Raw genomic sequence first — 20,572 nt, 5'->3', positions numbered from 1 at the left:
CGCAGCCAGCCGGCGCGCGAACTGCTGATCGCGAACTTCCATCCGTCCAGTTAAGCGCGCCACGCTCATCCGTGTCCACGGAATCTGCGCGGAACGTCCAACAGGCAGCGCCGCGCTATAGTATTATTCGGCCGCAATCCGGCCGTTCCAGTGTACCGGGTCGGTCGGTCGGGCTTGACCGTTCCGTTTCGTCATGCAAACGTCTCGGATATGTAAACAATAATATGGTTTTTGTGGAGTTGTTGTCGAGCCGGATATAAACTGATCGGAACGGGATGCCGGACATGTTGCGACATTCGTATCGGTGCCTGTGGCGTTCGATGGGCGCCTCGCCGGCATTCCGGCCGTGGATGCAGGCCCTTGTCCTCCGGTCTTTCGACGTGTCTTCATCGCCGTCGCGATTCGCACGCCGCCATTCGGCGCCGAACGGGCCGCTGCGGCTGACCGGCGCCGGTTCTCCGGCCATTGTCTGCCCGGGCGACAGGAGCGACAAAAAACGACATCTGACGGCACGTCACCACCTGACCAAAGTCAAGAAACCCGCCGCACCGGTTCGATACCCTCTGCCCGAATCGAACCGGAGACTTGTTGTAGTGCGCCCGCACGGACCCAATCGCCAGACGTCGAGGCCGCGTGGCCTGCCGTTTCTCGGCGTGGTTCTGTGTGCCGCGCTGGTCCTGATGCAATCCGGTATCTGTTGCCAGGGTCGTGCCTCGGGCACGCTGGTTGAAATCTGCAGCGGTGTCGGCGTGGTCGTGGTGCGGATGGACGCGGCCGGAAACGTCGATGTGCCCGTCGGGCCGGCGCAGGGCGGTTGCGCCGATTGCGCGTTCTGCATCAGTCTCGGCGCATTCGATCTGCCGGTTTCCCAGGGTGCGGACCGGCCGGAAACGGTGGCTGCCGTACCGGTCGACTTTGGCCTGACGCAGCACGTCGTCAGTCAGCGCGGTCTCTGGCCGGAAACGCGCGGCCCACCGGGCGGCAGCAAAGCGATCGAAACGACCAAGACCGCGATCCTGACGCCGGCATTTCCAGCCAAGAGGGTGTCATGGATCTGAGGCGAACACTCAATCTCTGGTTTGCGGCGATCGGGGTTTCCCTGACGCTTCTGCTGGCGGGGACGGGCGGTGCGACCGCCGACACGCTCGCCAGCTTCCTGCCCGACGTGGCGCCGTCCGAGCTTTATCCTGACGCCGACGCCTTTGGCCCGCTGCGCGACGACATTCCCGCCGCATCTGTCCTCAGGTCAGGCGAACGGGTTGCCTGGGCCTTTCTGACATCGGATTTTGTCGGCACGACCGGATATTCCGGCAAGCCGATCCATGTCGTTGCCGCGATCGACGACGATGCGGTGCTGACCGGGGTCAAGCTGGTCAAGCATTCCGAACCCATCGTGCTGATCGGCATCCCCGATACCAGGGTCAAGGCGCTGACGGCCTCCTACGCCGGGCTCGACCTGAAGGCGGAGGCGGCGGCGGGCGGCTCGGCGCACGATCTCGATATCATCTCGGGCGCGACCGTCACCATCATGGTGATCGACGATTCGCTTGTCCGCGCCGGGCTCAAGGTTGCGCGCGCGCTGGGTCTGGGCGGCCTTGCGCCGGTCGAAACCGGGCCGCGCCGCGAACTCGACCCGTCGATGGACGAAATCGCAAGCTGGCAGACGCTTGCCGGCGACGGCTCGGTCCGCCGCCTGTCGCTCGACATCGGTCAGGTGAATGCCGCCTTCGAGGCGACCGGCGACGCGCGCGCCATCGCCCGGCCCGAACCCGGTTCGCCGGACGAGACCTTCATCGACATGTACATGGCGCTGGTCAGCGTTCCGTCGATCGGCCGCAGCCTGCTGGGCGAGGCCGAATACGCCAACCTCACCGCCTGGCTGGGCGAGGGGGAGCATGCGATCCTCGTGCTTGGCCGCGGCCGCTATTCGTTCAAGGGCTCGGGCTACGTGCGTGGCGGGATTTTCGACCGGATCCAGTTGATCGAGGGCGACCAGTCGGTTCGTTTCACCGACAAGCAGCACCGGCGTCTGGGCAGTCTGGCGACGCCGGACGCGCCATCCTTCACCGAAGTCGATATCTTCAGGATTCCGGCCGAGGCCGATTTCGATCCGGCCGAGCCCTTTCGCCTGCAATTGCTGGTGCAGCGTGCCATCGGCGCGGTGGAAAAGACCTTCCTGACCTTCGATCTGGATTATCAACTGCCCGAACGTTACCTGTTGCCGCTGGCCCCCGCCCCGCAGGCCGTTGCCACCGACGACGACGAGGCGGCGGCCAAGACGGCGCTCTGGCAGCGCATCTGGCGCGACCGGACGACCGAGATCGCCGTTCTCGGCGGCATGCTTCTGGTGTTGACCACGACCTTCTTCTTCCAGTTCCAGGCCACGGCGAACGAACGTGTCTTCTACTGGTTCCGTATCGGATATCTGACCATGACGCTGGTCTTCATCGGCTGGTATGCCAATGCGCAGCTTTCGGTGGTCAACCTGATGGCATTGGCCGGCCAGTTGCGCGAGGGCTTCACCTGGGATGCCTTCCTGATGGATCCGCTGGTCTTCATCCAGTGGTTCGCCGTCGCTGCCTCGCTGATATTCTGGGGGCGCGGCGCCTATTGCGGCTGGCTGTGTCCGTTCGGTGCGCTTCAGGAACTGACCAACCAGATCGCCCGCGCGCTGAAAGTGCCGCAATGGGAACTGCCCTGGGGCCTGCACGAACGGCTCTGGCCGATCAAGTACATGCTCTTCCTGGGGCTTTTCGGCATCTCGCTGGTCTCCATCCCGCAGGCCGAGCATCTGGCCGAGGTCGAGCCGTTCAAGACCGCGATCATCCTGAAATTCGTCCGCGACTGGCCCTTCGTCGTCTATGCGCTGATCCTCCTGCTGGCCGGGCTGTTCGTCGAGCGCTTCTATTGCCGTTACCTGTGCCCGCTCGGCGGAGCGCTGGCGATTCCGGCACGGATGCGCATGTTCGACTGGCTGCGCCGCTATCCCGATTGTGGCAGCCCATGCCAGACCTGTGCCAACGAATGCCCGGTCCAGGCGATCCACCCGACCGGCGAGATCAATCCCAACGAATGCGTGAACTGCCTGCATTGCCAGGTGCTCTATCAGTCGACAGCGAAATGCCCGGTGGTCATCCGCAGGATGAAGCGCCGGGAGCGAACCGGAACGCCGCTTGCCCGGCCGCCCGCAAGCCACCCCAACGCAAGAAAACCAAAGGATAACCTTAAGGAGGGAACCGCCCATGTCTGAGGAATTCAAGAAACTCGCGATGACGCGCCGCGGAATGCTCGGCGCAACTGCCACGGGCGCGGTGATCGCCTCGACCGGGGTCGGCGGCGCGCTGATGGCCGGCAAACCCGCCCGCGCGCAGGAGGCGCATGTCAACCTCGCGCCCGGTGAACTGGACGATTACTACGGCTTCTGGTCCTCGGGCCAGAGCGGCGAGTTGCGCATCATCGGCGTACCGTCGATGCGCGAGCTGATGCGCGTGCCTGTGTTCAACCGCTGCTCCGCCACCGGCTGGGGCCAGACCAACGAGAGCCTCAAGGTGCTGACCGAGGGTCTGACCGAGGATACCAGGGCCTTCCTCGCCAAGAAGGGCCGCGTGACCTATGACAACGGGGACCTACACCATCCGCACATGTCCTTCACCGACGGCACCTATGACGGGCGCTATCTGTTCATGCAGGACAAGGCCAATACCCGCGTGGCCCGCATCCGCTGCGACGTGATGAAATGCGACAAGATCACCGAGATCCCCAACGCGCATGACATCCACGGCCTGCGGCCGCAGAAATTCCCGCGCACCGGCTATATCTTTGCCAATGGCGAGCACGAGGCGCCGCTGGTCAACGACGGCACGGTGCTCGACGATCCCTCGCAATATGTGAACATCTTCACCGCCGTCGACGGCGATACAATGGAGGTGGCGTGGCAGGTAATGGTTTCGGGCAACCTCGACAACACTGATTGCGACTATCAGGGCAAATACGCCTTCTCGACCTGCTACAACTCGGAAATGGGCATGAACCTGGCCGAGATGACGGCAACCGAGATGGATCATGTCGTGGTCTTCAACATCAAGGAGATCGAGGCCGGCATCGAGGCGGGCGATTTCCAGGAGCTGAACGGCGTCAAGGTGTTCGACGGGCGCAAGGATTCGGGCAAGAACTATACCCGCTACATCCCGATCCCCAACTCGCCGCATGGCATCAACACCGCGCCGGACATGAAACATGTCTGTATCAACGGCAAGCTCTCGCCCACCGTTTCGGTGATGGATGTCGAGAAACTCGACGCGGTGTTCTATGAAGGCGCCGAGCCGCGCTCCTGCATCGTCGCCGAACCCCAGCTCGGCCTCGGGCCGCTTCACACCGCCTTCGACGGCAAGGGCAACGCCTATACCACGCTTTTCCTCGACAGCCAGATGGTGATGTGGAACATCGAGAGGGCGATCGAGCAATATGGCGGCGCGGAAGTGGACCCGATCGTCCAGAAGATCGACGTGCACTATCAGCCGGGCCATAACCATTCGTCCATGGGCGAAACCAAGGAAGCAGATGGCAAATGGCTGATTTCGCTGAACAAGTTCTCAAAGGACCGGTTCATCAATGTCGGCCCGCTCAAGCCCGAGAACGATCAGCTGATCGACATTTCGGGTGGCTCGATGAATCTGGTGCACGACGGCCCGACATTCGCCGAGCCGCACGACTGCATCATCGTCCGCCGCGACATCGTGAATCCCCGCAACTCGTGGGATCGCAACGATCCGATGTGGGAAGATGCGCGCCGGCAGGCCGAGGCCGATGGCGTCGATCTCGACTGGGGTCATGACGAGGTGATCCGCGACGGCAACAAGGTGCGGGTCTACATGTCCTCGGTGGCGCCCGAATTCTCGATGGAGAAATTCACCGTCAGGCAGGGCGACGAGGTGACCGTCTATATCACCAACATGGACGATATCGACGATCTGACCCACGGCTTCACCATCTCGAACTACGGTGTCGCGATGGAGCTTGCGCCGCAGGCCACCGCCTCGGTCACCTTTACCGCCGACCGGCCGGGCGTGCACTGGTACTATTGCCAGTGGTTCTGCCACGCGCTCCACATGGAGATGCGCGGCCGCATGTTCGTCGAACCGCGTCAGGCCTGATCCATGCGGTTGCCCCGGGCGCTCTGCTTCCTTGCCTGCCTCGCATCGCCGCTTTCGGCGGCGGAGTGGGTGGTTGCGGTGCGGCCCGGGGCGATTGCCGAAGCCCTGGCGCTGGCGGCCGACGGGGATGTCGTGCGCCTGGGCCCGGGCACCTATCGCGAGACCCTGCTGCTCGACCGTCCGGTTCACCTGACGGGCGAAGGCGCCACCATCGACGGTGGCGGGCAGGGAAGCGTGATCACCGTCACCGGGCCGGATGTCTCGGTGACGGGGCTTGCCGTGGTGGGGTCGGGCTCCTCGCACGAGACCATCGATGCCGGTATCAAGCTGACCGGTGGCGCAATGCGGGCCGAGATCCGGGACAATATTCTGACCGGCAACCTCTACGGTATCGACATCCACGGTGCGACGGACGCGGTGGTTGCCGGCAACACCATCGAGGGCCGGCAGGACCGGCGGATGAACGATCGTGGCAATGGCGTCTATGTCTGGAACGCGCCGGGCAGCGTGGTGGAGAACAACGACATCCGCTTCGGACGCGACGGCATCTTCGTCAACACCTCCAAGCGCAACATCTTCCGCGGCAACCGGTTCCGCGACCTGCGCTTTGCCGTCCACTACATGTATGCCAACGATTCCGAGGTCTCGGGCAATATCTCGATCGGCAATGATCTGGGCTATGCGGTGATGTTCTCCAACCGGGTGCGGGTGCTGGACAATATCTCGATCCGCGACCGCGAGCACGGCGTGATGATGAATTACGCCAATCATGGCGAGGTCAGCGGCAATTACGTCCGCGAGACGCAGGAAAAATGCACTTTCCTTTATAATGCCAACAAGAACCACTTCCATGACAACCACTTCGAGCGCTGTGGCATCGGGCTGCATTTCACCGCCGGGTCGGAGGGCAACCGGATTGCCGGCAATGCCTTCATCGGCAACCGGACGCAGGTGAAATTCGTCTCCTCGCGCTGGGTGGAATGGTCCGAGGACGGGCGCGGCAACTACTGGAGCGATTTCGTGGGCTACGACCTCAACGGCGACGGGCTTGCCGATGCGCCCTACCGGCCCAACGACAGCATGGACCATGTGCTGTGGACCCAGCCTGCCGCCAAGCTGCTGCTTGGCTCGCCGGCGGTGCAGCTTGTGCGATGGTCGCAATCGGCCTTTCCGGCGCTGCTGCCGGGCGGTGTCATCGACAGCCATCCGCTGATGCAGCCGCCCGAAATCGGGCTGAACGGCCGGGAGATACCAGATGACGACTGACATCCTGATCGTCGAGCGCCTGGGCAAGCTGCGCGCCCGCGTGCCGGTGCTGAGCGATGTGACGCTTGCGGTCGCCGCCGGGCAGCGGGTGGCGCTTCTGGGCCATAATGGTGCGGGCAAGAGCACGCTGATGAAGATCGCGCTCGGGCTGACGCCGGCCTCCTCCGGCAGCATCCGCATCGCGGGCGCCGCCCCGGGCAGCGCCGCCGCGCGCCGGGCGACGGCCTTCCTGCCAGAGGCGGTGAGCTTCCACCCCAAGCTGACGGGCCGCGAACAGCTCGCCTTTTTCGCCCGGCTCGCCGGGACCGGGACCGCGCCGGTTCCCGCCCTGCTGGAGCGCGTCGGACTGGCCCGTGCCGCGGACCGGCGCGTCGGCACATATTCCAAGGGTATGCGCCAGCGGCTGGGGCTGGCGCAGGTGTTGCTGGGCCGGCCGACGCTGGCGCTGCTCGACGAGCCGACAAGCGGGCTCGATCCGGCCTCGCGTCAGGAGCTTTACGCCATTATCGACGAGATGGCCGCGCAGGGCACTGCCGTGCTCATCGCCTCCCACGCCCTGACCGAGGTCGAGGCCCGCACCGACCGGATCGCCATCCTGCGGCAGGGCCGGCTGGTTGCCGATGACACGCTGCGCAACCTGTCGCGCAAGGCCGGCCTGCCGACGCGGCTGCGTATCGTGGCGCGCGAGGGGCAGGCCGAAAGGCTGGCCAGCGAGACCGGAGGGGTGCGGATCAATGGCGCTTCGGTGGAGATCGACTGCGCCCCGGATGCCAAGATGGAGGCGCTGCGCCGTCTCGCCGCGATGGGCGAGCAGATCGAGGATATCGAGATGACGCCGCCGCGCCTTGAGGATCTCTATCGCCATTATTCGCAGGAGGGGACGGCATGAGCACCCGTATTCTCGCCATCTCGCGGATGGAAATGACCATTGCCCGCCGCAACCGCTGGCTGTTCATGGCCACGCTGATCATGGTGCTTTTCGCGCTGGCGTTGAGCTTCGCGGGCTCCGCACCCACCGGCTCGCTCGGGGTGGACCGGCTGACCGTCTCGGTGGCCTCGATGACGACGCTGTCGGTCTATCTGGCGCCGCTGCTGGCGCTGATGATGAGCTTCGACGCCATCGCCGGCGATGTCGAACGCGGCAGCCTGGCGCTGCTGCTGTCCTACCCGGCCGGGCGGGGCGAGATCCTGCTGGGCAAGTACCTCGCCCATCTCGCGGCGCTCGCCATCGCGCTTGTCGTGGGCTTCGGGCTGGCCGGCGCGGCGGCGGCGGCGACCGGCGGCGCGGGGCCGGAGAGCGTGCTGGCACTGCTGCGGCTGATCGGCACCTCGATCCTGCTTGGGGCGGTCTTCCTCGCCTTCGGCTACATGATCTCGGCCGCTTCCGGCAGCCCGACGGCGGCGGCCGGCGGCGCGGCGGCGCTCTGGCTCGTTTTCGTCGTGCTTTACGATCTGGGCCTGCTCGGCGCGGTGGTGATCGACAGCGGCGGCACCTTTACCACCAGCTTCTTTCCCTGGGTGATGGTCGCCAATCCGGCCGATGCCTTCCGGCTGTGGAATATCGCCTCGACCGAGGGCGTGGCGCTGGCCACCGGCATGACCGGGGTGGCTGCCAGCCTGCCGCCCTGGGCGGCGCCGCTTTCGGTTCTGGCCTGGCTGTTCATCGGCTTTGCGCTGGCGCTGGCCGCTTTCCGGAGGCTGGAGCCATGAGAGCGTATCTTCCGTTTCTGCTTGCCGTCCTGCTGTCTGCCTGCCGCGAAGAGGCAGCCGAGGCCCCGGCCCCGGTCGAAATGACTGAGGACGCGCTGAGCTATTTCTGCCAGATGAATGTTGCCGATCACGGCGGCCCCAAGGGCCAGATTCACCTCGACGGCTTCCCGGCGCCGCTCTTTTTCGCCCAGGTTCGCGATCTGGTGGCCTTTCTCAAGAGTCCGGAGCGCGATGCGCCGGTGATCGCTGTCTATGTCAGCGACATGGGGGCGGCGCCGAGCTGGGCCCGGCCGGGCACCGCCAACTGGATCGATGCCCATCAGGCGTATTTCGTCGTCGGTGCGGGGGTTGCCGGCGGCATGGGGGCGCCGGAAATCGTGCCGTTCGCCCGACAACAGGATGCAGAGACCTTTGCCGTGCGCTATGGTGGAGAGATTCTGCAGCTGGACACCATCCCCGCCGATGCCGCCATCGGCCCCGTCGATCTCGAAATTGTGCTGGAGCAACCTTCATGACCCTGCCGCTTTCCCGCCGCCGCTTCCTGTGCATCTCCGCCGCGATATGCGCCACACCCGCGCTGGCCTCCGGCGGGGGCGCGACATGGCAGGGTATGGCGCTGGGGGCGCCGGCATCGATCCGGCTGGAGGGCGTTTCGCCCGCCGCCGCGCAGCCGGTCTTTTCGGCGGTCGAGGCGGAGCTTTCGCATCTGGAGGGCATCTTCAGCCTGTTCCGCCCGGGTTCGTCGCTGGCGGCGCTCAACCGCGACGGGCAACTGACGGCACCGCCGGCGGAACTGCTGGAAGTGCTGAGCCTGTGCGACACGCTCCATCGCGAAAGCGCCGGCGCCTTCGATCCGACGGTGCAGGTTCTCTGGCACGCCCACGCGGAAGCGGCGACCAAAGGGCGTCAGGTCACTCCGGCCGAGCGTGAGGCGGCGCTCGAACGCACCGGCTGGCAGCATCTGCGCTTCGATGCCGGCGCTATCGGTTTCGACCGGCCGGGCATGGCGCTGACGCTCAACGGCATCGCCCAGGGTTACATCACCGACCGCATCGCGCGCCTGCTGGCGCGGCGGGGGTTCGGAAATACGGTCGTCGATATGGGCGAGGTTCTGGCGACCGGTCACAAGACGGGCGGTGAGCCGTGGGTGGCGGGGATCGCCGGCAACGACGGCACGATCCTGCACCGGATCACGCTGACCGACCGGGCGCTCGCCACGTCGTCGCCGCTCGGGACGGTTCTCGACCCGCAGGGGCGGATCGGCCATATCATAGACCCGCGCAGCGGGGACCCGGCCGGTGACCGGACACTGGTTTCGGTCAGTGCGCCGGATGCGGCGCTGGCCGATGGCCTGTCGACCGCCTGCTGTCTGGTCGAAGCGGATCGCGCCGGGGCGATTGTGGCGCAGTTCCCGGATGCGAAGGTCGAGGCGCTGGTCTGATCCCGGCTGCGGGGTCTTACGACGATTCCGCAGGTGCGGGGTGCGATCCCGGCAGGAACAGGCGGATCTCGGTGCCGGACGCCACGTCGCCCACCCGGACGTGCCCGCGCCGCCGTTCGATGATGGCGGCGACGATGGCGAGGCCCATCCCGGTGCCGCCCTCGGCCCGGCGGGTCGTGTAGAACGGGTCGAACACCCGATTGCGCTGCCCGGGCGGAATCCCCGCGCCGTCGTCGCCGACCGACAGGATCCGCGCACCGGCGTCGGCGGCCAGATCTACCCGGCCGGCGCCATGTTCCGCCGCATTCTGCAGAAGCTGTGTCAGCACGATTTCCAACTCGTCCGCCGAAAGGCCGGCCTGCCAGCCTCCGGGCGCCGCGACACGGATATCGAGCGCGGGAAACCGCGGAGCGAGCAGCGAGACCGCCCCGGCAAGATCGGTGGTTTCCTCGCCCGAGAAGGTGCGCACCCGCGCCAGTTCGCGCAGCCGTGACAGCAGCCGGTCCATCCGGTGCCCCTCGGCGCCGATCTGGGCCAGCAGGCGGGCGCGGCGTGCCGGATCGAGCCTGTCGCCCGCCGTTTCGAGCAGTTCGGCGGCGCCGACGATGGTCGTGACCGGCGATTTCAGTTCGTGAGTGACGTGCTGGGTATAGGTGCCGATCGCCTCGGAGCGTTCCGACAGCGTTCCGGCCATCGACAGGACGCTCTGCCCAAGCTCGGCCAACTCGCGCACGCCGTAGTGGGCCAGCGGTTCGGGCGCCGGCCGCCGGCCGCTGGCGACCTCCTGGCTCTGTGTCCTGAGTGCACGGATCGGCGACGAGATGGCGCGCCAGAAGACAAAGCCGATCAGCAGCGCCGCCCCGGCGGTCAGCGCGAAGATCCGTCCCAGATAGTGCCGCTCGCGATAGAGGAACTTTCGCAGCCCGTCAGGGGTGCGCGAAACCACGACCACGCCGGCGATCCTCCCGTTCAGGAACACCGGATGGGCGACGGTGACGCGGAAGGTGGTGTCGCGGCTGATCGAATCGAGCGTATGCCGTTCCTCCAGCGGCTCGCGATAGCGCAGGCTGCTTGCCACCCGGCCGGAAAGCGCCGTCTCGATTTCGGGCAGGTGGCGCAGCGATGTCCCGATTCCGGCACCGCTCGATGCGATGACCTGCCCGCTCGCGTCGGTGAAGCGATAGCCGGCCAGCGTTGTCTTCTGCGAGCGTTGCGCAAGTGCCGACAGGTGCCTGGCGACCTGCAGATAGGCGGCGGCCGGCGGATGTGGCGCCACCCTGCCCTCGGGTGCCGGCTCGGCGATTTCGCTGCCGGTCAGGGAAAGTACCGGCTCGATTGGGTGGAAGGTCTCGGCATCGCGTTCCCCCGCCGCCGGCGAAACGGGAAGCGCTGCCCCAAGAGCCGGGTCGGCCAGGTCGAGCGCGCCGGCATAGACCTCGGCCAGAACTGCCGACTGGGAAATCAGGCTGCGTTCGGTCTCGCGCACGAACTGATCGTCGGCCAGCCGCGCAATCCCCAGCCCGGCAAGCGGAAGCGACAGCAGCAGGCAGACCAGCGCCGCGATCAGCAGCCACAGCGGCGGGCGCCACTTTCTTGCCACCCTCAGTTCCGGCATGTGCCCAGCTTTACACCGACGCCATGGACCGTGGCGATGACATCCGGATACCCCATCGCGGCGGCCTTGTGGCGCACGTTGCGGATGTGGCTGTCGATGGTGCGGCCCGAATGTTGCGCGCTGTCGCCATAGATCAGCCGGATGAGCCGGTCGCGCGACAGCACCCGCGCGCCCGCCCTTAGCTGCGCGGCGAGTACCTGAAATTCGGTGGCTGTCAGATCGACAGCCACCCCGCCGAGCGTGCAGCGATGCCGGGCGGGCACCATTTCGAGCGCATGGTGGCGCAGGATCTCCTCGTCCTGACGTCCGCCGCGCAGCCGGGTCAGGATCGCCCTTACCCGCAGGACAAGCTCGCGCGGGCTGAAGGGTTTGGTCACGTAATCGTCCGCGCCGAGCTCGAAGCCGAGCACGCGGTTGATCTCTTCGTCGCGGGCGGTGAGAAACAGGACCGGCACGCCCGAGATCTGCCGGATGGCGCGGCAGGTCTCGAACCCGTCGATACCGGGCATGCCGATATCGAGGATCACCATATCGGGGTCCAGCCTGCGCAACTCGGCCACGGCGCGCTGGCCGCTGTCGACCTCGGTCGTGCGCATGCCGGCATCCTCCAGCGCGAAGGCGATCACCTGGCGAATGCCCGGATCGTCGTCGACGATCAGCACATGCAATGGGGTGGTGTTCATGCCCGGTCCCTCTCTGGCGCCAGCCTTAGCAGGCCCGCCGGCGGCGGTGAAGCCGTACCGCCGTCAGGGCGCCCAGCACGATCAGGCCAAGGAACGCCTGCGGTTCGGGTGTGGACGAGCCGCTGAAACCCGGATAGGCGGTTGCCGGTACGCCCACCCCCTGCGGCAGTGCGACGCTCGCCTGCTGTGCGGCACCGGTGGGATTCATCACCTGTTCGGACACCGCGACGAAGGATGTAAAGCGGCTTTGCAGGCCGAAATCCAGCCCGAGGCGGGTGATCGCTTCCTCGTGGGCAGTGGCATTGCCGGCGCGCACGGCAAGCGCGCGCTCGTGATCCGCGATGCGGCCCCGTGCCCAGATCAGCGCAATCGCCTCGCCCGTTCCGCCGTCATCGCCGGCCGGGGCAACCGTCACCGGAAGCGATGCCCGGTGGCCGGCAACCTGCCCGTTGACGCGCAGCGCGCCGCTGTCGCCCTCGTAACGGGCCAGCACGCGAAGCTGGTTGCCGGCGAACAGGTCCGGGATGCGGGCCGGGGTCACCTCGGTCACCTTCAGATCGCCCCAGTCGATCGCGATATCGGTCAGAAGCGGTGTACGCAGGTCGGCGGCAAGCTGTTCGGCGATCTCTCCGGCGTCTTTGCCGGGATCGACATAGCGTGCATAGCCGCGCCCCTCGTCGGCCATCCCGTCGAGCAGGTAGCGGTTGACCGAGGTTCCCACCCCGAAGGCGTAGATGCGCGCCTGCCCGATATCGCGGCGGATGCGTTCGAGCACGCTCGCCTCGTCGCCGATGTAGCCGTCGGTCAGGAACACCACCAGACGCAGCGCATCCCCGGGCGGGCGGGTGGCGAAGGCGGCGGCGAGCGCCGCGTCAAGCTCGGTTCCGCCGCCGGCGCGCAACGCCCGGACATAGCGCGATCCCCGGCGCAGATTGGCCGGCGTGGCGGGCAGCGCGTCGCCGGCGAACTGGCTGGTGGCGTCGGAGAAGCTCAGGATGCGGAAATAATCGCCTTCCCTGAGGCCGTCCAGCGCCGCCGCCATGAAGCGCTTGCTGGCCGCAATGGGCTCGCCGTCCATCGAGCCCGAGGTGTCGAGCACGAACACGACCTCGCGCGGGGTGGACGGAACCGCCTCGGGTGCGGCCGGCGGTTCGATCAGCAGCGACAGGAAACCGCCGCGCGCGTCCCGGTGGGTCAACGCGCCCGCCGTTACCGTGTCACCGCCAAGGATGTAGCGGACCACAAGATCGCGGTTGTCGATCACCCGGCCATCGGCGAAGGCCGCGCGCTGGCTGTTGCCATCCTCGCTTATCGCCAGATCGTGGGTGGCGCTGCTGAGCGACAGGACCGGCACCGCAGAGGTGAGCCGCAGGTCGAGCCCGACACGTTCGGGCGCGATCTCGTCCGGCAGGTCGAGCCCGGCCACCGGCGGATAGTCCGGCAGTGCCGACATCTCCCACCCGGCCGCGTCGGTGTGAAGCACGGCGAAATTGTCCTCCGCCGGTTCCGGGGCGCTTTGGTAGCGCGGGCCGACGAGCAGCGGCACCACCAGTTCATAGGCGCCGTCGATGCGCGGAACGGGCTGAACATAGCTCAGCTCGACCGTGACCGGTACGCCCGGCATCAGGTTGGCGACGCGCTGGGTGAACATGTTGGGGCGGTGCTGGGTCAGCAGGGCCGCCGCCTTGCCTTCGGCCTCGGCGGTCTCGAACGTTTCCTCGGATTCCGACTTCTTGCGGATCGTTTCGCGTATGACCTCGTCGCCTACCGTCATCTTCATGGCGTGAATTGCCGCCTGCCGGTTGAGGGGAAAGAGGTATTCCGCGCTCATCGCCACGACATGGGGGTTGGCGAAGACCTGGGTCACCGTCACATCGGCCAGATCTCCGTCGATCTCGACCCGGTAGTCCGACCGCAGCAGCGGCAGTGCCACCCTTGCGCCGGCGGTTTCGCCGATGATCTGCCCGGCGACCGGGCGGTCACCGGTCTGCGCGGCGGCGCTGCTGCCCGCGACCAGACAGGCGAACAGCAGGGTTCGGAAGGAAAGACTGATCATGACGTCGGCTCCTTGTTGATAATCGGGATATCGAGCGCCGCGAAGATCGCGGCTTCCATGGCCCCCCGCGCCGGCGCGTCGAGCCCGGCCGGGGTGATCCGTTGCAGGCTGGTCCAGGTACCGCTGCGGCCGCCGAGCCAGAGCCAGACGGCCTCGGCCACGCTCGGCACCATCCGCCCGTCCGGCGCGACATAGGTGACGGCGACCTGCCATGTGCGTCCGTCCGGCGCCGTGGCGCGATAGACCGACGATGGCGCGCCGGCGTGGCGCGTGCCGAGAAACGCGACGCGATAGCCCAGCCCGCGCAGGCAGTCCTCGGGGCTGTGCAGGTGGCGCAGCGGCGAGGTTGTCTGCACCCGGTTGATCCCGAACGGACCGTACTGCACCTTGGCCGCCGCCCCGCCATAGGCACGGAAATAGCGTTCCTCGAGCCGGCTGAGGGCCACGGGCACCCCGGCATGGCCACCGAGCGAGGCCGGCAGCGGCGCGGGCGCAACCGGATGCGAGATGTCCACCGGCCGCGCCGGCTGTGTGACGATCCACAGCGCGAGGCCAAGGCATGCGAGCCCGCCCGGCAGGTGAAGGGCCGCAGGCAGGTGCCACGAGGGGGAGCCGGCGCGGGTGGCAGAGCCCGGATGCGGGCGGCCCAAAAAGGCGAGCGGCGCAGCGGCAAGCGCAAGCGTGGCAAGACCGATCAGCGAATGCGCCGGCTCGGCCATCACGTCGAAACCGTGTACCAACCCCATCGCAAGCAGGGCAATGCGAAGGCTGTTTCCCGCCACCGCCAGCCCCAGCGCGATCACGCCCCGGAGAAGTGCGGTTGCCGGCGCCGGCCGCTGCACGGCGTTCAGCCCGGCGAGAAATGCCATCAGCAGCATCAGCCCCGCAGCGCCGGCACAGGGCAGGTCGACCAGAACATCCTGCCCGGCAATTCCGATCCTGATACCTTCGCAGCTTGTGCCGTCGTGGATCAGTCCCAGCAGGCCGCAGGAAAGCCGGGCCGAGATCATCTGCAGCGGGAAACCCAGCAGACGCTCCAGGACTGCCTCTAGCGGAAGCGAGAACAGGAACAGCACCGCGAGCCACAGGGGCGACAGGGCCAGCGGCCGCCGGTCGACCCGGGCAAGCAACGCGAGCGCCGCGACATCGACGGCCAGCGCCGCCCCGCCGACGATATTTATCGCCAGGGTCTGCGACAGAAAGCGCAGGCCGGCCGCGCTCAGCAGCAGGCAGACCAGCGCCCCGGACCCGCCCGGTCGCGCCGGGCCGCTGGCCAGGCTGCGCAGAACAAGTGCGACGATGGCGATGGCAAAGACAAAGCCGGACGAATCGTAAGCCGCGTCGGTCCAGCTGTTGGCAAGCCAGAGCACCGGATGCCAGGCCAGCGTCGCGGAGGCGGCGGCGAAAAGAAGCGGGGCGGGACGTATCGGCAAGAACATCATGCCGCGAGATCTCGCAGGCGGATGTGCAGACGAAGCTGCGAAGTTGTGCAGATATTGATGAGATGGCCGGCTGCGTCATGCCGTCCGCCGTCCGGTACGTTGCATCTGTTTCCCGCCCGCCCCCGGCGCTAGAATGGCGGCATGCCTGCGCTCTGCCGTGACTGTCTGACCGCCTTCGAGGGTGCTGCCCGCTGCCCGGCCTGCCGGTCGCCGCGGGTGATCGCGCATCCCGAGCTGTTCGACCTGTCGATTGCGCATATGGACTGCGATGCCTTCTACGCATCGGTCGAGAAGCGCGACAATCCCGAGCTTGCCGACAAGCCCGTCATCGTCGGCGGGGCGAAACGCGGGGTGGTTTCCACCGCCTGCTACATCGCCCGCACCTACGGCGTGCATTCGGCAATGCCGATGTTCCGGGCGCTGAAGCTTTGCCCCGGGGCGGTGGTCATCCGGCCGCGCGGATCGGCCTATGCTGCGGCCTCGCGCCATATCCGGGCGATGATGGAGGAACTGACGCCGGTCATCGAGCCGCTGTCGCTCGACGAGGCGTTTCTGGACCTGACCGGTACGGCGCGACTGCATCATGCGCCGCCGGCGGTGATGCTGGCCGGGCTGGTCCGGCGGATGGAGAGGGAACTGCGCCTCTCGGGCTCGATCGGGCTCAGCCACAACAAGTTTCTTGCCAAGATCGCCTCGGATATCGACAAGCCGCGCGGTTTTTCGGTGATCGGCCGGGCCGAGACGGCGGATTTCCTGCGCGACCGGCCGGTGCGGCTGATCTGGGGGGTCGGGCAGGCCTTTCAGGAATCGCTCGAGCGCGCGGGGATTCGCACCTTCGACGACCTGCGGCGCTGGGATCGCAAGGAGTTGCACGCCCGGTTCGGCACGTCCGGCGACCGGCTGTGGCACCTGGCCCGGGGCGAGGACAGGCGGCGCGTGCAGCGCGATGCGCCGATGAAATCGATCTTGAACGAGACGACCTTTTTCGAGGACACCGCCGATGCCGACATCCTCGACGGCCATATCTGGCGGCTGGCCGAAAAGGTCTCGGACCGCGCCAAGGCGCGGGACATCGCCGGGCGGGTCGTGACGCTGAAACTGAAGCGGGCCAACCATGCGCTGCTGACCCGCCGGATATCGCTCGACGATGCGACCCAGATGGCCGACCGGATCTACCGCACGGCGGCCGGCCTGATGGCGCAGGTGCGCGATCCGGGGCCGTTCCGCCTGATCGGTGTCGGCCTGAGCGAGCTTTGTCCGGCTTCCGGTGGCGATCTTTCGGGCGATCTGCTCGATCCGCAGGCAGGGGTTCGTGCCAGGGCCGAACGCGCCGCCGACGCCATTCGCGCACGCTTCGGCGCCGATGCGATCATCAAGGGGCGCGCCCTGCGCTGAGGTCCGCAGGCCGGCGGATCACTCGGCGGCGAGCGGGAGCGCGGCCGGCCGGCCGATGGCGACAATCTCGGCCACGATACCGCCGAGCAGGCCGCGGAATGTCTCGAAATCCCTGCCGGGGCGAATCTCGGCCTCGTCCATGTAAAGCGCCCGGTCGATTTCGACCTGCACCACATGCTGCCCGCGCGAGGGGCGGCCATAGCGCTGTGCGATATAGGCGCCGGCGAAGGGCACGTTGCGGGCGACGCGCAGCCCGGCGCCGGCAAAGGCGGCCTCGATCCGTTCGAGGTGATCGGGCGCGCAGGCAGCGCCGAAACGGTCGCCCAGCACAACCTGCGGCTTGTGCCCAGACGTGCCGGGCAGGGCGCGCACCGCATCGTGCGGCATGGAATGGCAATCGATCAGGATTGCCCTGCCAAATGCCTGCCTGCTGCCGTCGAGCAGGCCCTGGAGCGCCGTGTGATAGGGCCACCATACATGGTCGAGCCGGGCCTGTGCCGTCTTGTGGTCGATCTTGCCGCGATAGATCTCGCGCCCGTTGGCGACCACGCGCGGGATCACCCCGAGACCCGACGAGATGCGCGGATTGTGGCCGGTGGCCCGAACCCCCCTGACCACCGCCGGATCAAGCTCGTCCGCGCCGCGGTTCAGGTCGACATAGGCCCGCGGCGCAGTGGCGGCGAGCAGCGGCGCGCCAAGCGACGGGGCGATGGCGAAGAGGCGGTCGACAAAGGCGTCCTCGGAGGAGCGGATCGAGCGTTCGTCAAGCATCGAGGTGCGCAGGAATTCCTCCGGATAGGCGCTGCCGCTGTGGGGCGAGGAAAAGACAACGCAGGATTCGCGCTGCGCGGGCATTTCCAGTCTGTAGGGCAGGTGGTCCATGAACGCTCCTTCTTCTGCCATATAGCGACAGAATTTCACGCGCCGAAAGTCCTTGAACACCCCGGCCGATCCTTTTATACGGCGCTCCACTGACGCGGAATCGCTCTGCGTCCTTTTCGTTGGCGAAAGGGGCGCACCTGGGCGCAAGGCGGAAGACCGGGCGGTTAGCTCAGCGGTAGAGCACTACGTTGACATCGTAGGGGTCACTGGTTCGATCCCAGTACCGCCCACCATGGATCAGGGCCATTGTGGCCTTCGGCGAAACAACGGCGCCCTTCAGCGCCAGAGCAAGAGGCAAAGGGGAAAGACATGAAAGTCCGTAACTCTCTCCGCTCGCTGAAAAACCGGCACCGGGATTGCCGTATCGTGCGCCGCAAGGGCCGCGTGTACGTCATCAACAAGACCCAGCGCCGCTACAAGGCCCGCCAGGGCTGATCAGCGTACACAAGCAGACATCTGGGGGGCCGCGGTTTTCCGCGGCTTCTTCGTTTTCCGGCATCCGGGTGCCGGATGCGCAGGATCCGGGTCGACCACAAGGGCGGTGCCGGGCTCTTGTCGGCGGCAGGAGGATTGCCGGATGTTCGAAATGTCGCTTGCGCTGGTCGCGTTCCTGTTTCCGCTGGCCTACAGTCCCGGCCCAGGGAACATGTTCTTTGCGGCGAACGGGGCGCGGTTCGGGCTGGCGGCGACCGTTCCGGCCTCGGCGGGCTATCACGCCGCAACCTGGGCCGTGACCGCCGCAACCGGCTTCGGCTTTGCCGCTGCGGCCGACCTGGTGCCCGGCTTTCTCGTCGCGATCCGCTGGCTCGGTGCCGGCTACGTGTTCCTGATCGCATGGCGATTCCTGCGCGCGGGCGCAAGCGCGGGCGGACCCGAGGCGGCGCCGGCGGGATTTGTCGACGGTGCGATGCTGCTTTTGCTGAACCCCAAGGCCTATGTCATCATCGTGCTGCTGTTCTCGCAGTTCCTGACGGCGCCAGGCGGTGGCGCGGTGGCGGACGTGCTGTGGATCACAACGGTCTTCACGCTCAACAACCTCGTCGCCTTTACCGTCTGGACGGTGATCGGCAGCCGGCTGGGTGCACGGTTCCGCGATGCGGGCGGCGCGCGCCGGCTGAACGCCGCGTTCGGAACGATCCTTGCACTGGTCGCGCTGTGGATGCTGGCCGGCTAGCCCGGCACGGGATAGCCGCGCCGCTGCTTGATCGCGCGCAGTGCAAAGCTCGTCTGCATGCCCGAAACGCCGGGAAGACGGGCAAGACAGTTGCGGTGGATGTTGTCGTAATCGGCAACGTCCCGGGCCACGATCCGCAGGATGTAATCCGCCGTTCCGGTGGTCAGGATGCATTCGAGAATTTCGTCGTAGAGCATCACCGCCCGCTCGAAGGCATCCAGCGCCTCCTGGCTTTGCGAGGTCAGCGTGATCTCGACGAAAGCTTCCAGGTCGAGCCCCAGCGCACGCGGATCGACCCGCGCCGAATAGCCGGCGATCAGGCCGCCTTTCTCGAGCAGCTTCACCCGCCGGTGGCAGGCGGATGTCGACAATCCTATCCGGTCGGCCAGCACCGCGATCGGAACGGCGGAATCGCGCTGCATCTCGCGCAGGATCTGGGCATCGAATCGGTCGAGCATTTCTTTCCGGTTCCATGGGGTCGGCAGGAAATTATCGGGGTTTCCCGGACTGGCACGCAAGAATAAAATCCCCGGCAGTTCGGTCTGGTGAAAAGTGCCGAACGCTCAGGGAGGAGAACCATATGCAGATTGGCGTACCCAGGGAAATCAAGAACCACGAATACCGTGTCGGGCTGACACCGGAATCGGTGTCGGAACTTGCGAATCATGGCCATGCCGTGCTGGTGGAGACCGGCGCGGGGCTGGGAATCGGTGCCGATGACGATTCCTACCGTGCGGCGGGGGCCGATATCGCGGGCGCTGCGGCCGATGTCTTCGCCGCCGCCGACATGATCGTCAAGGTCAAGGAGCCGCAGCCGCAGGAATGCGCGATGCTGAGCCCCGGGCAGCTTCTCTACACCTATCTTCACCTCGCGCCCGACCCTGAACAGACCGCGGCGCTGATCGCCTCGGGTGTCACCGCCATCGCCTACGAGACCGTCACCGGGCCGGGCGGCTCGCTGCCGCTGCTGAAGCCGATGAGCCAGGTCGCCGGCCGAATGTCGATTCAGGCGGGCGCCACCGCGCTGGAAAAGGCCCATGGCGGGCGCGGCGTGCTGCTGGGCGGCGTTCCGGGGGTTGCCCCGGCCAAGGTGGTGGTGCTGGGCGGCGGTGTCGTCGGCCTCAACGCGGCACAGATGGCGGTCGGGCTGGGGGCCGATGTGGCGATCCTCGATCGCAGCACCGATGTGCTGGAACGGCTTGCCATTCACTTCGAAAGCCGTGCCAAGACCGCCTATTCCACCGGAACGCGGGTGCGCGAGCTGATCTCGGACGCCGACCTGGTGATCGGGGCGGTGCTGATACCCGGCGCGGCGGCGCCCAAGCTGGTAAGCCGGGCCGACCTGTCCGGGATGAAGACAGGCGCGGTTCTGGTCGATGTGGCCATCGATCAGGGCGGGTGTTTCGAAACCTCGCACCCCACCACCCATGCCGATCCCACCTACGAGGTCGATGGCATCGTGCATTATTGCGTCGCCAACATGCCCGGTGCGGTGGCGCGCACGTCGACCTATGCGCTGAACAACGTCACCCTGCCCCATGCGCTGCGCATGGCCGATCTGGGCTGGAAGGAGGCGCTGCGCCGCGACCCCGATCTGCGCGCCGGCCTCAACGTGTGGGACGGCAGGATCACCTGCGCGGCCGTCGCCGAGGCGCTGGGCTACGATTACACCGACCCCGAGGCGGCGCTGGCGGCCTGACGGAAGGGTCCGGCGCGCACGGCGCCGGACCCCGGTCTGTGGCAGCGGAATCGCCC

At 66.9% G+C, this 20,572-nt stretch carries 18 protein-coding genes and 1 tRNA gene; 13 read left to right on the top strand and 6 right to left on the bottom strand.

Features of this window, described 5'->3' with window-relative positions; all coding sequences use genetic code 11:
• Window positions 1–284: 284 nt before the first annotated feature.
• The 8 genes from ACK5IR_RS16695 to ACK5IR_RS16660 are packed head-to-tail and all read left to right on the top strand — an operon-like array spanning window position 285 to window position 9,570.
• Complete coding sequence (locus tag ACK5IR_RS16695) at window positions 285–1,058, top strand: hypothetical protein (RefSeq protein ID WP_416930503.1); 774 nt, start codon at window positions 285–287, stop codon at window positions 1,056–1,058.
• Window positions 1,049–3,250, top strand: a complete 2,202-nt coding sequence (locus ACK5IR_RS16690) for a 4Fe-4S binding protein (protein WP_416930501.1) — start codon at window positions 1,049–1,051, stop codon at window positions 3,248–3,250. The genes ACK5IR_RS16695 and ACK5IR_RS16690 overlap by 10 nt, the downstream gene beginning before the upstream one ends.
• Entirely contained in the window at window positions 3,243–5,153 is a 1,911-nt protein-coding gene (gene nosZ / locus ACK5IR_RS16685) for a TAT-dependent nitrous-oxide reductase (RefSeq protein WP_416930499.1), read from the top strand. The genes ACK5IR_RS16690 and nosZ overlap by 8 nt, the downstream gene beginning before the upstream one ends.
• Window positions 5,154–5,156: 3 nt before the next feature.
• Window positions 5,157–6,419: a nitrous oxide reductase family maturation protein NosD gene (locus ACK5IR_RS16680; protein ID WP_416930497.1), complete on the top strand. Its 1,263-nt coding sequence runs from the start codon at window positions 5,157–5,159 to the stop codon at window positions 6,417–6,419.
• Window positions 6,409–7,308 (top strand): ABC transporter ATP-binding protein, encoded by a 900-nt coding sequence (locus ACK5IR_RS16675; RefSeq protein WP_416930495.1) that lies wholly within the window; start codon window positions 6,409–6,411, stop codon window positions 7,306–7,308. The genes ACK5IR_RS16680 and ACK5IR_RS16675 overlap by 11 nt, the downstream gene beginning before the upstream one ends.
• Window positions 7,305–8,129 (top strand): ABC transporter permease, encoded by an 825-nt coding sequence (locus ACK5IR_RS16670; RefSeq protein WP_416930493.1) that lies wholly within the window; start codon window positions 7,305–7,307, stop codon window positions 8,127–8,129. The genes ACK5IR_RS16675 and ACK5IR_RS16670 overlap by 4 nt, the downstream gene beginning before the upstream one ends.
• Window positions 8,126–8,644 (top strand): nitrous oxide reductase accessory protein NosL, encoded by a 519-nt coding sequence (locus tag ACK5IR_RS16665; RefSeq protein WP_416930491.1) that lies wholly within the window; start codon window positions 8,126–8,128, stop codon window positions 8,642–8,644. The genes ACK5IR_RS16670 and ACK5IR_RS16665 overlap by 4 nt, the downstream gene beginning before the upstream one ends.
• Window positions 8,641–9,570, top strand: coding sequence for an FAD:protein FMN transferase (locus ACK5IR_RS16660; RefSeq protein ID WP_416930489.1), 930 nt, complete (start codon window positions 8,641–8,643; stop codon window positions 9,568–9,570). The genes ACK5IR_RS16665 and ACK5IR_RS16660 overlap by 4 nt, the downstream gene beginning before the upstream one ends.
• A gap of 16 nt (window positions 9,571–9,586) precedes the next feature.
• Here the strand turns inward: ACK5IR_RS16660 and ACK5IR_RS16655 are convergent, their stop codons facing one another.
• From ACK5IR_RS16655 to xrtT, 4 genes are read right to left on the bottom strand one after another with little or no spacing between them, the layout of a single operon-like run.
• Window positions 9,587–11,170: an ATP-binding protein gene (locus ACK5IR_RS16655; protein WP_416930487.1), complete on the bottom strand. Its 1,584-nt coding sequence runs from the start codon at window positions 11,168–11,170 to the stop codon at window positions 9,587–9,589.
• 2 nt (window positions 11,171–11,172) lie between these two features.
• Complete coding sequence (locus tag ACK5IR_RS16650) at window positions 11,173–11,868, bottom strand: response regulator (protein WP_416930485.1); 696 nt, start codon at window positions 11,866–11,868, stop codon at window positions 11,173–11,175.
• Between the two features lie 25 nt (window positions 11,869–11,893).
• Window positions 11,894–13,924 carry a VIT and vWA domain-containing protein gene (locus ACK5IR_RS16645; RefSeq protein ID WP_416930483.1) on the bottom strand — a complete coding sequence of 677 codons (2,031 nt, stop codon included), beginning with the start codon at window positions 13,922–13,924 and terminating at the stop codon, window positions 11,894–11,896.
• Window positions 13,921–15,357 carry an exosortase T gene (xrtT, locus tag ACK5IR_RS16640; RefSeq protein WP_416930481.1) on the bottom strand — a complete coding sequence of 479 codons (1,437 nt, stop codon included), beginning with the start codon at window positions 15,355–15,357 and terminating at the stop codon, window positions 13,921–13,923. Before xrtT ends, ACK5IR_RS16645 begins: the two co-directional genes overlap by 4 nt.
• Window positions 15,358–15,507: 150 nt before the next feature.
• Between xrtT and ACK5IR_RS16635 the strand changes: the two genes are divergently transcribed.
• Entirely contained in the window at window positions 15,508–16,761 is a 1,254-nt protein-coding gene (locus ACK5IR_RS16635; RefSeq protein WP_416930479.1) for a DNA polymerase IV, read from the top strand.
• Window positions 16,762–16,779: 18 nt separating this feature from the next.
• Here ACK5IR_RS16635 and ACK5IR_RS16630 read toward each other — a convergent pair whose 3' ends face one another.
• Window positions 16,780–17,643, bottom strand: a complete 864-nt coding sequence (locus tag ACK5IR_RS16630; RefSeq protein ID WP_416930477.1) for an N-formylglutamate amidohydrolase — start codon at window positions 17,641–17,643, stop codon at window positions 16,780–16,782.
• A gap of 158 nt (window positions 17,644–17,801) precedes the next feature.
• Between ACK5IR_RS16630 and ACK5IR_RS16625 the strand changes: the two genes are divergently transcribed.
• The 3 genes from ACK5IR_RS16625 to ACK5IR_RS16615 all read left to right on the top strand — a co-directional run bounded on the left by ACK5IR_RS16625 (window position 17,802) and on the right by ACK5IR_RS16615 (window position 18,817).
• Window positions 17,802–17,876 (top strand) — tRNA-Val (locus tag ACK5IR_RS16625).
• Between the two features lie 76 nt (window positions 17,877–17,952).
• Entirely contained in the window at window positions 17,953–18,078 is a 126-nt protein-coding gene (gene ykgO, locus ACK5IR_RS16620) for a type B 50S ribosomal protein L36 (RefSeq protein ID WP_367807635.1), read from the top strand.
• Between the two features lie 142 nt (window positions 18,079–18,220).
• Window positions 18,221–18,817: a LysE family translocator gene (locus ACK5IR_RS16615; protein ID WP_416930475.1), complete on the top strand. Its 597-nt coding sequence runs from the start codon at window positions 18,221–18,223 to the stop codon at window positions 18,815–18,817.
• On the opposite strand, the gene ACK5IR_RS16610 is transcribed toward ACK5IR_RS16615, so the two are convergent.
• Window positions 18,814–19,275 carry an Lrp/AsnC family transcriptional regulator gene (locus ACK5IR_RS16610; RefSeq protein ID WP_416930473.1) on the bottom strand — a complete coding sequence of 154 codons (462 nt, stop codon included), beginning with the start codon at window positions 19,273–19,275 and terminating at the stop codon, window positions 18,814–18,816. The two genes, ACK5IR_RS16615 and ACK5IR_RS16610, sit on opposite strands and share 4 nt — an antisense overlap.
• A gap of 122 nt (window positions 19,276–19,397) precedes the next feature.
• On the opposite strand from ACK5IR_RS16610, the gene ald reads away from it, so the two are divergent.
• Window positions 19,398–20,516, top strand: a complete 1,119-nt coding sequence (gene ald, locus ACK5IR_RS16605) for an alanine dehydrogenase (protein WP_416930471.1) — start codon at window positions 19,398–19,400, stop codon at window positions 20,514–20,516.
• Window positions 20,517–20,572: the final 56 nt, after the last annotated feature.

Source organism: Tropicimonas sp. (assembly GCF_047971885.1).
Classification (GTDB): Bacteria; Pseudomonadota; Alphaproteobacteria; order Rhodobacterales; family Rhodobacteraceae; genus Tropicimonas.
Note: the sequence above shows the minus strand (reverse complement) of the source record. Positions and strands in the feature narration are given on the sequence as shown.

Bases quoted from the DNA above. Each gene is read 5' to 3' on its own strand.
- ACK5IR_RS16695 (WP_416930503.1), top strand. From the start codon at position 285: ATGTTGCGACATTCGTATCGGTGCCTGTGGCGTTCGATGGGCGCCTCG.
- ACK5IR_RS16690 (WP_416930501.1), top strand. From the start codon at position 1,049: ATGGATCTGAGGCGAACACTCAATCTCTGGTTTGCGGCGATCGGGGTT.
- nosZ (WP_416930499.1), top strand. From the start codon at position 3,243: ATGTCTGAGGAATTCAAGAAACTCGCGATGACGCGCCGCGGAATGCTC.
- ACK5IR_RS16680 (WP_416930497.1), top strand. From the start codon at position 5,157: ATGCGGTTGCCCCGGGCGCTCTGCTTCCTTGCCTGCCTCGCATCGCCG.
- ACK5IR_RS16675 (WP_416930495.1), top strand. From the start codon at position 6,409: ATGACGACTGACATCCTGATCGTCGAGCGCCTGGGCAAGCTGCGCGCC.
- ACK5IR_RS16670 (WP_416930493.1), top strand. From the start codon at position 7,305: ATGAGCACCCGTATTCTCGCCATCTCGCGGATGGAAATGACCATTGCC.
- ACK5IR_RS16665 (WP_416930491.1), top strand. From the start codon at position 8,126: ATGAGAGCGTATCTTCCGTTTCTGCTTGCCGTCCTGCTGTCTGCCTGC.
- ACK5IR_RS16660 (WP_416930489.1), top strand. From the start codon at position 8,641: ATGACCCTGCCGCTTTCCCGCCGCCGCTTCCTGTGCATCTCCGCCGCG.
- ACK5IR_RS16650 (WP_416930485.1), bottom strand. From the start codon at position 11,868: ATGAACACCACCCCATTGCATGTGCTGATCGTCGACGACGATCCGGGC.
- ACK5IR_RS16645 (WP_416930483.1), bottom strand. From the start codon at position 13,924: ATGATCAGTCTTTCCTTCCGAACCCTGCTGTTCGCCTGTCTGGTCGCG.
- ACK5IR_RS16635 (WP_416930479.1), top strand. From the start codon at position 15,508: ATGCCTGCGCTCTGCCGTGACTGTCTGACCGCCTTCGAGGGTGCTGCC.
- ACK5IR_RS16630 (WP_416930477.1), bottom strand. From the start codon at position 17,643: ATGGACCACCTGCCCTACAGACTGGAAATGCCCGCGCAGCGCGAATCC.
- ykgO (WP_367807635.1), top strand. From the start codon at position 17,953: ATGAAAGTCCGTAACTCTCTCCGCTCGCTGAAAAACCGGCACCGGGAT.
- ACK5IR_RS16615 (WP_416930475.1), top strand. From the start codon at position 18,221: ATGTTCGAAATGTCGCTTGCGCTGGTCGCGTTCCTGTTTCCGCTGGCC.
- ACK5IR_RS16610 (WP_416930473.1), bottom strand. From the start codon at position 19,275: ATGCTCGACCGATTCGATGCCCAGATCCTGCGCGAGATGCAGCGCGAT.
- ald (WP_416930471.1), top strand. From the start codon at position 19,398: ATGCAGATTGGCGTACCCAGGGAAATCAAGAACCACGAATACCGTGTC.